The sequence below is a fragment of the Fructobacillus americanaquae genome, assembly GCF_024029775.1.
Lineage (GTDB): Bacteria > Bacillota > Bacilli > Lactobacillales > Lactobacillaceae > Fructobacillus > Fructobacillus americanaquae.
The window spans coordinates 374,083-388,042 of record NZ_CP097122.1 but is presented as its reverse complement, the minus strand read 5'-3'; the positions used below and the strand labels follow the sequence as shown (position 1 = coordinate 388,042).

General features: G+C 43.8%; 11 protein-coding genes, 1 tRNA gene and 1 other annotated feature. Of the genes, 8 read left to right on the top strand and 4 right to left on the bottom strand.

Going from position 1 to position 13,960, the window contains the following annotated elements; translation table 11 throughout:
• The first annotated feature begins 6 nt into the window (after window positions 1-6).
• The 3 genes from asp1 to asp3 all read left to right on the top strand — a co-directional run bounded on the left by asp1 (window position 7) and on the right by asp3 (window position 4,683).
• A complete protein-coding gene (gene asp1 / locus M3M36_RS01695; protein ID WP_252774138.1) occupies window positions 7-1,440 on the top strand; it encodes an accessory Sec system glycosyltransferase Asp1 in 1,434 nt (477 codons plus the stop codon).
• A gap of 109 nt (window positions 1,441-1,549) precedes the next feature.
• Complete coding sequence (gene asp2 / locus M3M36_RS01690; RefSeq protein ID WP_252774137.1) at window positions 1,550-3,088, top strand: accessory Sec system protein Asp2; 1,539 nt, start codon at window positions 1,550-1,552, stop codon at window positions 3,086-3,088.
• Window positions 3,088-4,683, top strand: coding sequence for an accessory Sec system protein Asp3 (asp3, locus tag M3M36_RS01685; protein ID WP_252774136.1), 1,596 nt, complete (start codon window positions 3,088-3,090; stop codon window positions 4,681-4,683). Before asp2 ends, asp3 begins: the two co-directional genes overlap by 1 nt.
• A 90-nt stretch (window positions 4,684-4,773) precedes the next feature.
• Here the strand turns inward: asp3 and M3M36_RS01680 are convergent, their stop codons facing one another.
• The 3 genes from M3M36_RS01680 to M3M36_RS01670 form a co-directional block, all read right to left on the bottom strand.
• Window positions 4,774-5,424, bottom strand: coding sequence for an NAD(P)-dependent oxidoreductase (locus M3M36_RS01680; RefSeq protein ID WP_252774135.1), 651 nt, complete (start codon window positions 5,422-5,424; stop codon window positions 4,774-4,776).
• Between the two features lie 221 nt (window positions 5,425-5,645).
• Complete coding sequence (locus M3M36_RS01675) at window positions 5,646-6,446, bottom strand: sulfite exporter TauE/SafE family protein (RefSeq protein ID WP_252774134.1); 801 nt, start codon at window positions 6,444-6,446, stop codon at window positions 5,646-5,648.
• Between the two features lie 414 nt (window positions 6,447-6,860).
• A tRNA-Leu gene (locus M3M36_RS01670) sits at window positions 6,861-6,944 on the bottom strand.
• 266 nt (window positions 6,945-7,210) lie between these two features.
• On the opposite strand from M3M36_RS01670, the gene serC reads away from it, so the two are divergent.
• The 4 genes from serC to M3M36_RS01650 all read left to right on the top strand — a co-directional run bounded on the left by serC (window position 7,211) and on the right by M3M36_RS01650 (window position 10,777).
• Window positions 7,211-8,302: a 3-phosphoserine/phosphohydroxythreonine transaminase gene (serC, locus tag M3M36_RS01665; RefSeq protein ID WP_252774133.1), complete on the top strand. Its 1,092-nt coding sequence runs from the start codon at window positions 7,211-7,213 to the stop codon at window positions 8,300-8,302.
• Entirely contained in the window at window positions 8,296-9,471 is a 1,176-nt protein-coding gene (locus M3M36_RS01660) for a 3-phosphoglycerate dehydrogenase family protein (RefSeq protein WP_252774405.1), read from the top strand. Before serC ends, M3M36_RS01660 begins: the two co-directional genes overlap by 7 nt.
• Window positions 9,472-9,487: 16 nt before the next feature.
• Entirely contained in the window at window positions 9,488-9,976 is a 489-nt protein-coding gene (locus tag M3M36_RS01655) for a phosphatidylglycerophosphatase A family protein (protein ID WP_252774132.1), read from the top strand.
• Between the two features lie 75 nt (window positions 9,977-10,051).
• On the top strand, window positions 10,052-10,777 hold the full coding sequence (locus M3M36_RS01650; protein ID WP_252774131.1) for a YebC/PmpR family DNA-binding transcriptional regulator: 726 nt from the start codon (window positions 10,052-10,054) through the stop codon (window positions 10,775-10,777).
• A gap of 129 nt (window positions 10,778-10,906) precedes the next feature.
• Here the strand turns inward: M3M36_RS01650 and M3M36_RS01645 are convergent, their stop codons facing one another.
• Window positions 10,907-11,368 (bottom strand): flavodoxin domain-containing protein, encoded by a 462-nt coding sequence (locus M3M36_RS01645; protein WP_252774130.1) that lies wholly within the window; start codon window positions 11,366-11,368, stop codon window positions 10,907-10,909.
• Between the two features lie 304 nt (window positions 11,369-11,672).
• Window positions 11,673-11,886, top strand: a binding site (T-box leader).
• A 75-nt stretch (window positions 11,887-11,961) separates the two neighbouring features.
• Here M3M36_RS01645 and thrS point away from each other — a divergent pair.
• A complete protein-coding gene (thrS, locus tag M3M36_RS01640; RefSeq protein WP_252774129.1) occupies window positions 11,962-13,920 on the top strand; it encodes a threonine--tRNA ligase in 1,959 nt (652 codons plus the stop codon).
• The last annotated feature ends 40 nt before the right edge of the window (window positions 13,921-13,960 follow it).

Here is a 13,960-nt window from a genome sequence, read left to right as displayed (position 1 = left end):
GAAACCTTGAACATATTCTTATTGCCCACCTGGCAAGAAAATTCGAACTCAAAAAACGAAGTTGATAGTAGTCTGGCTTTGACCAAGCTCTTTTTGCGTGCCGAAGACCAGGTGACGGTTATTTTTGCCAATTACTTGCCACGGTTGAGAACCTGGCTGGGTCAGGCGCAGATTGAAGCCATTCAATATTGGTCAGCCTATGACGAATTGCAACAAGTAACGCAAAAGGATCGTCAGCCACTTGATTTAACTGATTTTACTTGGCCAAAAAATGCTGAATTTGTTCGCATGTATGACCGAATCGTGGTCTTGGTTGACTTAGTCCACTATGCGACAATCTATTTTACTTATCCCAAAGCAGATTTGATTGATCGCATTGATTTGCTGAAAAATGGTCAACTTGAGCAACAACTGACGATTGATGATCGGGGCTTTGTTTCACGGGTATTGACCTACCAAGAAGAATCATTGCAGACGATTGACTATCTTAGCCAAAGTGGCGCGGTTGTTGCAAAAGAGGACTGTCAGACCGGTCAAGTGAAGGCGCTGTTACCGGACGGTTCTGAGCAAACTTTTACTGAAATGGGGGTCTTGATTGAATCACTGGTGGTTTTGCATCTCCAATCGCTGTCAGACCAAACCCTCCTGGTCGAACCTTCGGTAAAAAATTTAGCCATTGCTCAGCAAATCAAAGGAAATCAGCGGGTCTTAGTCTTGGACTATCCATTTTACGGGGCTGAAACTAGCCAAAAATTGGGTCCAAACGATCTGTTGTCTTTTGAAACTGTCACGGGGCAAGTGCCACTTTCATCTGCTTTCAACCTAGTTCACCAACCGCTTGTTTTGGGACCCTTTGCTGTTGATTTGGCGACTAAAAATGCTGTACCAAAGAAGCACTTTGTTTGCTATTGGCGCTTGGGTTTGCTTTCAGTTGATTATGCCAACCATATCTTTACCACACTTTTTGACTTGGCGATTGAGCATGATGATTTGGTGATTATTGTTGAAAATGATATGTGGCAGGTTGGCTTTCAGCAATTGCTAACCGCAAAATTAGGTCAGTTGGCGCAGAGCCAAACTTTGTCCCCCGAACGGTTAGAGACGTTGCCTGCTCAGTTTGTTCTAGTTGATTGGCAGACACCTCAAAAGCGACAGGAGTATCTGCAAACCGCATCGGTCGTGATTGATCTCGCCGATGAGGTCGATTTGTCGCTACAAGCACAAGCCTTGGCATACGGGCTGCCTTCTCTGACCAAAACCCAAACGGCCTACCAGGCACCAGAGACAAAGCACGTTCAAAGTGTTAGTGATATTGTGACGAGTTTGAATTGGCTCTTGGATCAACAAAATTGGCAGGGAGTTCAGGATTCTTTGCTAAAGATTCAATCGGACTATGCCAGTGACGCTTTAGCTGCTAAATGGCGGGTTGAGTTACGCTGATTTTAAACAAAAAGTTAGCCGTCAGAAGGTAATTGAGTTAAACGGGAATAGCTTGGCTGATGCGATGAAGGACAACTAACTATTGAATAACTTTTGAAGGAGGACCGTGATGGCCCAGATGTCAATTTTACAAATTGGAGAAGTGGATTGGACCGACCAAGTTCAAAACGAAAATTTGGACTGGCATTATACTACTAGCTTGGACTTACCTTTCTTGTTGGCTCGACAACAAGATCCCAGTTTTTTAGCTTATACATATGTTTTGTTGACCGATTTCGTGATTGATTCGACTGTTTTGTCTCGTCAAATCAGGGAGTGGCCGGCTTATCGAGTTATTTATTTGGGAAATACCGTTGGCTTCAACCGGGAGTTGCAGCAGGCGCTAGATGATCGTGGTGCATTTTATTTTCAGGAAAAAAAGCCAGCAGAGGTGGCTGATCGAATTATTCGTGATTTATATTTGGGACAAGCTGGTTTTCCAACTCGTTTCTCTGAAACGCAATTTTTGCCGGTCAAAAATTATCGTTGGCAGCTCAAGCGGTCGGGGCGGTTTTCGACGGCGATTGATGGCGATTTTGGCGCTGACTACCAGCAAATTGGCACGTTGAAAACCTTTCCAGGGGACTATCAGCCAGAACAAGAGAACCTTGTCTACTGTGATTACGAACAGACTGGGGATGCTGAATTAGCATTGTGTTTTGTGTTTTACCATAATGGTCATTTACAGCAATTACAGATGATTCAAGGACCTGCAATGCGGCGATTGACGGCGATTAAGGCGCCAGCTTCGTACCAGGATTATCAAATTCTCGTGCTTGCCAAGGGCAAGGGAACCCTGGACCTGCATAATGTGCACCAACGGCGGTCTCGCCACGGGTTAGGGTATTTTTTGCCTGGTGGAAGTCGGGATATGACTGAGGATGGGCAGGAAGTTCTTTCTTACTTTAACCCGGGCACTAAAAAGGGGCCACTGGTTGTGCTCTTCGTCGGTACTCGCCTTCACGTGGAAGGATTTGAGATGATGGGGCCACTGTCTGATTTGGGCTATCCATACTTACTTTTGACGGATCCCAGAGCCCAAGGCGGTGCTTTCATGGTCGGCAATGAAGAATACGAGGGCTTGATTAAGGAAAAAATCAGGAGCGCTCAAGAGGCAGTGCGAGTAACAGACGACGAACTGATTTTAGCTGGATATTCAATGGGTTCTTACGCAGCAATGTACTATGCGGGTCAGGTTGCTGCTGATCACTTGGTGTTGGCTAAGCCAATTATCAATTTGGGAACCTTCACTGCCAAGGGGGACTTTGCTCATAGCGGTGTTAACCATGATTGGATTTTAGATGTTCGCTATTTGTTAACCGGTCGGCTTGATCGATCGGATACTGAACGTTTAAATCAAAAACTCTGGCATTCGTTGGATCAATTGACTTGGCGTAATGGTGAGGTTTCGCTCTTTACGACGACTCAGGACGAATATGATGGGGAATCATTACCAAAACTATTGGAATATTTCCGTCATCATCATGTCGCCGTTAATCGCGAGCAAATGCCCGGTTATCATGAAGATCAAGTAGAGGCGATGGTTGAATTTTTGCAAAAAGAGATTGGTCGACAGGCCAAAGTTATTAAACAGGAGGGCTGGCGTTAATGCAATATCAAATTTATTGGCAACCGCAAACGGCCCTTCATGAATTGCAGGGAGCAATTGTTGACTTTATCAAGGAGGATGAGGTTCATTATACGAACCACTTTTTGCCTTCTGGCCAAGTCATTGCCTCATGGACGGATGCAGCGAATTATTATCAGGATAAGTCTTTTTCTGATTTACCCCGATTGAAGCCAGGTCGCATTTATCAAACCACTCGGCGGGTGCAAAATTCCAAACGAATGCACGCCTACTTGAACTGGACTTTTTTTGACGAAAAGGATCAAGTTATCAGTAGCCAGTACCAAAACGGCGACTTTTTGGATTTAAAGGTTCCAAGGATTTATGATCACTACCGATTAGACTTAATGTCGGCTGGGACGGGTGATTTTACTTTTTATGAGGTAACGGTGGCGGAAAAAGTGGCTGGCTGGCTTTTCGACCAGGACCAGCAAATTACCGAATTCCTCGGGGCGTATCTGGATATGCCAAATCAGTTGGCTAGTAAAACCTTGCGAGTGATTCTTTCGGAACCAGAATTTCGTCAAACAGCTTATCCAATTCACGCGGTGAAAAAATCACCGCAGGCAGTTTTGTACCTTGCGACTGATTTGCTTCATTGCCAAGATTTTTATAATGAAGAAGTCTTGAAAGTGATCAATCAAGCCAAAAAGCAAGCTCGTGCTAAGGACGTTGAATTTGTTGGCTATGGTTTGGTTTCCTCCATGGTGGCATTGCAATACCGGCAGGCCGTGAAAGGGGCAAAAGCAATTGTTGCCAATCCCGACCAGCTTGTTTTGCCAGCAGGGATCGACCGGTATTCAACTGATTTATCGGACTTTTTGTCCTCACTACCAGAACAAATTGAAAGATTGCTGGATGCCAATGACAGTTTATTGGTTCACTACTCTTTGGCGAAAAGTGCTAGTCCCATCCAGGTTATCCGCTCTCAGACAGAACTTCTGCAGCAATTAGCTTATCCTGAATGGCCAGAAAGTCGGCAGGAAAAGCTGAAACGGATTCGAGCAGCCCGTGAGGAAGAAAAGCAACGTAAAAAAGATGAGCAGACGCAAAAAAAGCAAATTCGGGGCGGTGAGGTCAACCGTGATTCGTCAATGAACAAAAAGCAAGACAGTAATTCAGATGGCCAGCAGCACCCAGAGAAAGTTGCTGGTGAAAAAAGTCTGTTCGTCACTGCTACCAATCAAGACGTCGCACCTGATCAACCTTTGCCACCATTAGGACCAGTTTTAGTGCCGAGTGATTTACCCCCATTGACGCAAGATCGGCAAGAATCTGTACTATCTCAGTTAGGGGTTGCGGTGAATCAAAATCAGGTAGTTGACAAATTGTCAGAGTCACCAGATGCTTTGCCATTAATTGATTCGGCTCAGGGAAAAACAACCCAGGCTGTTGAGGGGACCACTGCAACACCAGAACCAGATAAAAATTACTTAGAAGAATCTGTAGAATTAGATTCAACGAGCGCAAAAGAACCTTTGGAGTCAGAGCAAACGAATACGCAAGAACGAGATGCTAGTGCTGAAGGTCACCGCCAGAAACAGCTTCGGGGCTTTTTCACTAGAAATCGAACTTAATCCTATAATGATAACCATGAGCATGTTGTGAACGCTGAAAAGGCCCCGAAAATTTGAAATTTCGGGGCCTTTTTGTTAACAAATCATTGATTAGTGGTTAGCAATGGTAAAACGTTGGTTAGGATGTTTTGGATCGTGGTATTCGGCCACTAAGGCGTTGGCCAGGGTAGCACTTGTCACCACTGATTTTCCTTCATCATTGGTCAAAAGATCATCTTGTCCCATTAATGGCTTAGGATCGGCTGGGCCAGCAATGAAGTCCATCGATGGTGAAATTCCAAACCAAGAAACGTTTTCAACACTTCTCAAAAAATCGAGTTCGAGAACCTGGTTGGCTGGTACGCTCACCCATTCTTCTGATCCTGGAATTTTCTTTAAATCGTCAAGCAAGAGGTGACGGTCATCTCCGGTATGGAGTGAAGCGGCACCAAGAATAAAGGCCAGGCGTGGCTTTTTTTGTTCACGGACGAGGTGAACGAGGTGGGCAGCAAGGTCAATTTGCAAGAAAGCCTTGGTTGGAGCTGAAAAAGAATCGACGACAACGTCAAAAGCTGCCAAATCATCTTGTGTTAATTCAAAGGCATCCTGTTGCAATGTCTTAATGGTTGGAAATTCCTTTTTCAAATCAGCAAGTTTGTCGGCTGACCGACCGTTGGCAGTGACTTCATCGCCGGCAGCCAATGCTGCCTTAACTGTTGCGGAACCTGCCATTCCTGTTGCGCCAATAATTAATACTTTCATGAAAACTCCTTTCGATGCTAAGCGTATGATGGTTAGTTGAATTTAAGAGGTAGTGTCTCTTATTGTATTTTTAAAAGATACGATAAAGAAATTATACCATACTATCTAAATTGATTATAGCTCTGATAGTTGGTTTCGCCAATGAATCTTGCGAGTTTTGAAGAAAGCAAAAAGAGCTGACCGGTAGTTGGTCAACTCTTTTGGATGATGCGGATTTACTTTTAGAAATAAGCCTTCACGAAGAGGTCAATAGCTAGCAAGACTGCTAAAATACTAACAATGATTTTTAATATCTTATCTGGAATAACGCGGACGATTTTTGGACCGATATAGCCACCGATGAAGAGGCCAATCCCCATTGGTAGTGCCAGTCCCCAGTAAATGTGGGAAGAAAAGGCGTAGATCAGGGTTGCAATCAAGTTTGATGCACCAAGGGAAACGTTCTTGACCGCATTGTAGGATGAGAAGTTCATCGTGGTCGTGGCAGAAAGGATGGCTAAAAGCATCACGCCACCGGCCGCACCGAAGTAACCACAATACATTCCAACCAACAGAATGGCGACAGAAATCACTGTTTTATAGACTGGTGAATGGGCATCGTTTTCCATTGATTCATCACGAGTCAAGTTGAGCGGGTTTGACTTCGATTTATTGATTTGTGAAAAAAGGAGTAAACCGGCAAGCAAGACAAAGAAGGGAACAATCTTAGAAAAATAGGAAGCGGGCTGTGATAGGAGTAGCCAAGCACCAAAGATTGATCCTAAAATAGTTAATGGAAAAATTTTAATCAATTCTTTTTTATGGCTGGTTAATTCTTTTTTGGAAGAAAACATGGAACCAAAACCAGTCATCACGAGTGCGGCGGTGTTGGTAACATCAGCAAAAACTGGTGGAATCCCAACTGCTAAAAGCGCGGGGTAGGAAACAAGAGAGGCCAGCCCTGCAGTAGTACTGACAATTCCGGCTAAAATGCCCATCGGCAGCAGGAAAAGAAAGGCTTGTAAATAATGGTCTGTTATCATAAAAAAGAAGGACTCCTTTGAAATGTTTTTATTTTTTTTGCAAAATAACAAAAATCGGTCCTTGGATAAAAATGTTAGAAAAATTAACAAGAACAACAGTTATGAGTATAGAATTTTCCCGACAGAAAAGCAATTCTGGTGGGAAACTGTTTTGCTTTTTAAATAAAATTTACACTTTTGTGTTTTTTCACCTTTTTTTTCGGTTGAATTTCAGTGTAAGGAGAAAGAGTAAAACTCAAATATGTAGTAGTAAGCGCTGGTAGTGGTCATGAATTTGTGGGAACTATTGAGCAGCTAGAATAAGAAAAAATAAAAAACACCTCAAGTCAATTAAGATTTGAGGTGTTTTTTATTTGTTTTGTACATTTTTTGTACACTTGAAGCTAGAAATGCTTGTTTTAAAGCATTGTTCTATGCCGATGACAGGAATCGAACCTGCACGGTGAAATCACCATACCGACCTGAACGGTACGCGTCTGCCAGTTCCGCCACATCGGCAACAAACAAGTAAAAGTATACCTTGGATAAGTCCTAATTACAAGTCTTGACTTTAATTAAAATTTTCTTAAAATGGATACTAATCGAGGAGAAGTAGGCCCGCAGGTAATGGGACTTACCAACGATTGATGGACTACAATCAGCCGCTGGCGTCTGAACTTTTAAGTTTACTGTGTGTCTTTCAGTTCTTTTATTTTGACCGTATTGGGCACGGGGCGCTAGAGGCTGCCCTGTGTTTTTTTGTTGGTGCAGAAGGAGGAAAAACGTTGAGTAGTTATAACTTTTCGGCTGGGCCAGGGGTCCTGCCGAGTTCGGTGATTAAGCAGATTCGAGAAGATTTGGAGAAGGAAGAAAACTCGCATTACAGTATCTTAGAGATTTCTCATCGTAGCTCCCAGTTTGATGGGATTATTCATCATGCAGAAGAACGCCTGCGTCAATTGATGGACATCCCAGACGATTACGCTGTGCTCTTTATTCAAGGTGGGGGGGCTCTACAGTTTGAGATGCTCCCTCTCAACCTGGCCAATCAGAAGAACAAAATTGCGGTTTTAGATTCCGGTAACTTTGCCAATAAGGCAGCCAAGGCCGCGCAAGAAGTTGGCAAAGAAGCCACCATTGTCGCTAGCTCAAAGCCAGACCACTACCGCTCTTTGCCAAAGTTACCAGCTGATTTTGCTGCTGCTGACTATGACTATCTCCACATCACCACCAACAATACTATTGAAGGTAGCACTTACCATCAAGAAAACTTGCCCAAAACTCCTGGACACTTGGTGGCAGATATGTCTTCTAATATTCTAGCTGAGCCTTACGATGTGTCTGATTTTTCAGCCATTTTTGCCGGAGCCCAAAAGAACCTGGGGCCTGCCGGTGTCACGCTCGCCATCGTTAAAAAAGATTGGCTTGCTGAGCAAAAAATTGAAGGTGTTGGTCCAATGATGCGTTACCAGTCATACATCGACAAGGACTCGATGTACAACACTCCGCCCGTCTTTAGTATTTACGCCCTCAGCCTTGTTTTGGATTGGGTTTTTGAACAGGGAGGTGTCAAGCAACTTTATTTAAACAATCAAAAGAAGGCCAAGCGCCTTTATGATTATTTAGATCAGTCTGATTTTTATCAAGTCCCTGTTTGTGGTCAGCAACGCTCCTTAACAAACGTTGTCTTTACAACGGGAGACAATGATTTAGATCGAAAAATCAGCTGGCAAGCTGATCAAGAGGGCCTGCACAACCTTGCCGGTCACCGTTCGGTTGGTGGTTTTCGGGCATCCTTGTATAATGCCCAGCCGATGACAGCAGTCGAGGCATTGATTACATTTTTGCAGAAAGCGGAGAGGGAACACAAATCATGAACATTAAAACGTATAACGCGATTAGTCATACCGGTTTGGACTATTTGAAGGATCATGGTTATGAGATTAACGGTGACCAGGACCCCGATGGTCTTTTGTTGCGCTCCCAAGACTTACACAAGGAGCAAATTCCAAACTCAGTTAAGGCCGTTGTTCGTGCCGGAGCCGGTTTTAATAATATTCCGGTGACTGATTTATCCAAACGGGGCATTCCAGTCTTTAATACTCCCGGTGGCAATGCCAACGCTGTCAAGGAATTAACAGTGGCCGCGTTGATTATGGCAGCCCGACCAATCGTGGGGGCGATTAATTTTTCTAACCAAGTTCGTGGGGGCGATGTTTCACTGCGCACGGAAGCCAACAAGGGTGGTTACCGTGGTACGGAACTGTATGAAAAGACGCTTGGCGTCATTGGCCTTGGGAATGTTGGATCGAAAGTTGCTAATATCGCCTTGGCTTTTGGCATGAAGGTCATTGGTTATGATCCAGGACTAAATGCTAATACTGCTTGGCGTGTTGATCGGCATATTACGCATGCCAAAAGTGTCGATGAGGTCCTGCAGCAGTCTGATTTTGTCACGGTGCATATCCCTTATACGAAAGAAAACCACCACTTTATTGATGCCACTAAATTGGCAGAAATGAAGACAAATGCGGCTTTGATTAACTTCTCCCGGGGTGGCATTGTCGACGATGAGGCAGCGGTGAAGGCTTTGAATGCTGATAAGTTGCGGATGTTTATTACTGATTTTAGTAGTGATGTCTTGTTTGATCATGACAAGGTAATCATTACGCCACACATTGGTGGATCAACGGTTGAAGCAGAAGATACTTCTGCCTTGATGGCAGCCAAACAATTAGACAACTATTTGACCAGTGGCAATATTGTGAATTCAGTCAACTACCCAGATATTAACGAACCCTTTACAACTAAGTATCGGTTGGGCGTTTTGCACAATAACGTGCCAAATATGATTGGACAAATTACAAAGGTCGTCGGGGAGCTTGACTTAAACATCGAAGAATTATCAAACCGCGCAGTTGGTGACTATGCCTATACCCTTTTGGCGCTAAATCAGTTACCATTAGGACAAGAGGACAATATTGTCGATAACCTAGCAGCCATTGAAAACGTTTTGAACGTTGAATTGTATCAAAACAAGGATTGAAGGGGAGAAATAAAAAATGACAGAAGCACTCCAACAAGCAGCCATTGAGAAATTGATTGCCCGTGGCGTTACGTTGCAGGACGTTTTTGAAGGAACAGAGACTTTTTTGATTGAGAAGTTTCATGATGAAGTTGATGGGGATGCCCTCGATAAGGCGATTAACCGGGTGTTGCACAAGGATGAAGTCGCCGACATCATTTTGACAGCCATTTTTTTGGATGAACAAGCAGTTTTGATGCCTGATTCAGAACCATTGAAGGCCCGATTGCAGCGTGATGCTAATGGTCACAATGTCGATGAAATTTTGGCAATCGGCATTACCCAACAATTCTCAGCCGCAGCCACGGTGCATTATGGACGTTTGGACGATGAAAAGCCTGGCTTGATCGGTGAAATTAACGATCGGACCGATACCGTCAACGTTTACTTGGACGATATCTTAGCAGCCTTGATTTCATCTGCTGCGATGACTTACCTTGAGGTTCTTGGTGGAAACGATTACTAATCGAATTTTCTCTGGTTAATCAATGCGATTTTTGTTACAATAAATTGTATTTTAATTTTTTAAGGAGAAGACACAATGTCAGGACATAGTAAATGGCATAACATTCAAGGTCGTAAAAACGCCCAAGATGCTAAGCGTGGAAAAATTTTCCAAAAGCTTGCGCACGACTTATATGTTGCAGCAAAGGCTGGCGGTGCCGATCCCGAAATGAACGCTTCATTGCGTTTGGTTGTTGACAAGGCTAAGGCAGCGAACATGCCGAAGGATAACATCCAACGAGCTTTGGACAAAGCTTCAGGTGCCGGTGGTGCCAAGTTCGAAGAAGTAACTTATGAAGGTTATGGAACAGCTGGAGTGGCCGTTTTGGTTGAAGCTTCAACTGATAACATTAACCGAACAGTTTCTTCTGTACGGAATTCATTCAAGCACTTCGGTGGATCACTGGGGACTTCTGGCTCAGTTGCCTTCCAATTCGACCGCAAGGGTTACTTGGTGATTGACCGTTCAGAGAACCCTGATTTGGATGAGGACACTATTTTGGAAGCGGCGTTGGAAGCAGGCGCTGAAGATGTACAAACTTCTGATGAAGCATTTGAGATTTACACAGAGCCAAGCGATTTCCAGACTGTCGAAGCTGCATTGACAGAAGCTGGTTATCAATTCGCTGATGCTGAAGTTTCAATGATTGCGCAAAACCCAATGGCGATTTCTGATGAAGATCGTGAAAAGTTGGATAGTTTAGTCGATGAACTGGAAGAAAACGAAGATGTTTTGGCTGTTTATACAACTGCTGAAGACTAATTTTGACTTTCAAGGCTAATTAAAAAAAGCAAGCCCGATTGGGCTTGCCTTTTTTGCTGCTTGCTAATAGAGGAGTGAAGCGCTCGTTAATTTTTAATCTGTGCTATTCGTTTGAACGCTTTTAATTATTTATTTTTGTACCTGGGCTAATGCAGCCTGGACCAAGGCTAATAATTTCTTGCGATCTTGGTCACTCGGATAGAGGTTGATCCGGGTTAATTCACCGGCACGCTTGGCACCGGTCTTTTGAAATTGTTCATCAAAGGCGTCAAGTGCTAGGCAATAGAGATCACCGTAAAAGGTGTCACCAGAACCTGCTAAGGCATAGGTAAAATCAGTTAAGGCCACGTCAGCGAGGTCATCAAAATAGTCGAGGCCTTCATCGGGGAGTGATCCCTCGTCGTATGTGTAAGGGACAACAAAACCGAGATCAAAGTTTTGTAATTCTTCGGGTTCGGTTTGAGAGATTTCGCTTTTCTTAACAAAAACTCCTTGGTTTTCAAGTTCTTCAACTAAAATATCGGCAACGGCTTCGTTGTTGCCAGTGATTGTGGCAAAAACGACTTGGGCTGTGAGATTTGCTGCAGGCATTGTCTGCCTCCTTTGGCTATGAGATTTAGTACTATTATACAAAATTTACTGTGGCTCTGTTTGCACAAAAGAAGAGCTAAGCTGATTTGAAAGACTGGTAATTTTAAAATTCTTATCTTATAATAGTCACAAATACAAGGAGGATGTTTGATATGGCATTGAATAAAGACCAAGTTGCAGCCTTGCAAAACGTTTATGATAATGGCATTTTGGACCATGATGACAAAGCCCGCCAGGCACTGGCCCAGGTTTTGGCTGATGCGAAATAATTGATATTTTTTTTTGGTCGTGTTATATTTAATCATAGAAATTGCTGATGAGGATAACTTAGGTTAGCAAGTCCTGATAGAGAGCTTACGGTTGGTGGAAGTAAGCAGGACCCTAATTTTTTGACTACCTCTGAATGGTTAGCGAGTAGGAATTGAAAGTTAACCCGGTTGACACCGTTAGCTGTCTCAAAGACCCAGATATTGGTTTTATCTGGAAATTGGGTGGTACCACGGTGACACGTCCCTTTGTGCAAACGCACAAAGGGTTTTTTTATGTTTCATTTTCCAAATCAGCAATTTGAAAAAAGAAAGAAGGCAATCATAATGGCAGAAATTACATTAAATTTCCCTGATGGCGCTAAGAAGTCTTACGAAGCTGGCATCAAGCCCATTGATGTTGCAAGTTCCATTGCAAAGTCATTGGCAAAAAAGTCTGTTTCAGCAAAGCTGAATGGACACTATGTTGGGATGAATGATCCTCTGACCGCGGGTGGTGATTTTCAATTAATCACTACCGCCGACGAGGAATCATTGGACATCCTGCGTCACTCGACCGCGCACTTGCTTGCTCAAGCAATGCGTCGCTTGCCAAAGTTTGCTCATGCACACTTCGGAGTTGGACCATTTATCGAAAATGGTTTCTATTACGATACTGATAACGGTGCTGGAAACCAAGTTTCTGTGGAAGATTTTCCAGAAATCGAAGCGATGATGAAGAAGATTGTTAAAGAAGATTTGCCAATCTTGTCACATGAAATTACTCGTGCTGAAGCCTTGGAAACTTTCAAGGACGACCCATATAAGGTGGAATTGATTAATGATTTGCCTGAAGACGAGCCGATTTCGGTGGCCGTTCAAGGTGAACATATTGAATTAGACCGTGGTGGTTTGGTGCCATCAACTGGTTGGATTAAGCACTTTAAGTTGGTTTCTGTTGCCGGTTCATACTGGCGTGGTCAATCAGATAACGCCGTTTTGCAACGTGTTTATGGAACGGCCTTCTGGAATGCCGAAGATTTGGAAGCCGATTTGCAACGTCGTGCTGAAGCCAAGGAACGTGATCACCGTAATATTGGGCGTGACTTAGATTTGTTCTTTACGAGTCAAAAGGTTGGCTCAGGGTTACCAGTTTGGTTGCCAAATGGTGCAACTATCCGCCGCCAAGTGGAGCGTTATATCGTCGACAAGGAATTGGCCAACGATTACTTGCATGTTTACACACCAGTTTTGTCAAACTTGAACTTGTATAAGACTTCGGGTCACTGGGATCACTACCGTGAAGACATGTTCCCACCAATGGACATGGGGGATGGCGAGTACTTGGAATTGCGTCCAATGAATTGTCCTTCTCACATTTCAGTTTACCAGCACAAGCCACGCTCTTACCGCGACTTGCCATTGCGTATTGCTGAATTGGGTATGATGCACCGTTATGAAAAGTCTGGAGCCTTGACTGGTTTGTCACGTGTTCGTGAAATGACTTTGAACGATGGGCACACTTTCGTGGCACCAGACCAATTGGAAGAAGAATTCAAGTCAATTTTGAAGATGACAATGGCTGTCTACGAAGACTTTAATATCACGGATTACCGTTTCCGTTTGTCATACCGTGATCCTGAAAACACTGCCAAGTACTTTGATGACGATGAAATGTGGGAAAAGTCACAGGCGCAGTTGAAGCGGGCCATGGACGACATGGGCTTGGATTATTTCGAAGCTCCAGGTGAAGCGGCCTTTTACGGTCCTAAGTTGGACATTCAAACCAAGACGGCCTTGGGTGGTGAAGAAACATTGTCAACCATCCAGTTGGACTTCTTGTTGCCAGAACGCTTTGATTTGACTTATGTTGGTGAGGATGGTCAAGACAATCATCGGCCAGTGATGCTCCATCGTGGTATTGTTGGAACGATGGAACGCTTTACGGCCTACTTGATTGAAATCTATAAGGGTGCTTTCCCAACTTGGCTAGCACCTTTGCAAGTGCAAATTATTCCTGTTAACAACGGTGCTCATGGTGCCTATGCCAACCAGATTAAGCAAGGGCTGCAGGAAGCCGGCTTGCGTGCCAACGTTGAAACGAAGGAAGCTAAGATGGGCTATTTGATTCGTGAAGCGCAAACCAAAAAGGTCCCATATACGTTGGTCTTGGGTGATGATGAACAAGATAACCAAACGGTTACGGTTCGTCGCTATGGTCAACAAGCAACAGAGAAGATGTCGGCTGACGCCTTTAAAGACTTAGTCTTAAAAGATGTTGCCAACTACTCTCGAGTAGAAGAGTAATGTAGTCACCAACAATCAAGCCACTCGCTAGTGAATTGAT

Coding starts and splice junctions, on each gene's coding strand:
- asp2 (WP_252774137.1), top strand. CDS start 1,550: ATGGCCCAGATGTCAATTTTACAAATTGGAGAAGTGGATTGGACCGAC.
- asp3 (WP_252774136.1), top strand. CDS start 3,088: ATGCAATATCAAATTTATTGGCAACCGCAAACGGCCCTTCATGAATTG.
- M3M36_RS01680 (WP_252774135.1), bottom strand. CDS start 5,424: ATGAAAGTATTAATTATTGGCGCAACAGGAATGGCAGGTTCCGCAACA.
- M3M36_RS01675 (WP_252774134.1), bottom strand. CDS start 6,446: ATGATAACAGACCATTATTTACAAGCCTTTCTTTTCCTGCTGCCGATG.
- M3M36_RS01655 (WP_252774132.1), top strand. CDS start 9,488: ATGACAGAAGCACTCCAACAAGCAGCCATTGAGAAATTGATTGCCCGT.
- M3M36_RS01650 (WP_252774131.1), top strand. CDS start 10,052: ATGTCAGGACATAGTAAATGGCATAACATTCAAGGTCGTAAAAACGCC.
- M3M36_RS01645 (WP_252774130.1), bottom strand. CDS start 11,368: ATGCCTGCAGCAAATCTCACAGCCCAAGTCGTTTTTGCCACAATCACT.
- thrS (WP_252774129.1), top strand. CDS start 11,962: ATGGCAGAAATTACATTAAATTTCCCTGATGGCGCTAAGAAGTCTTAC.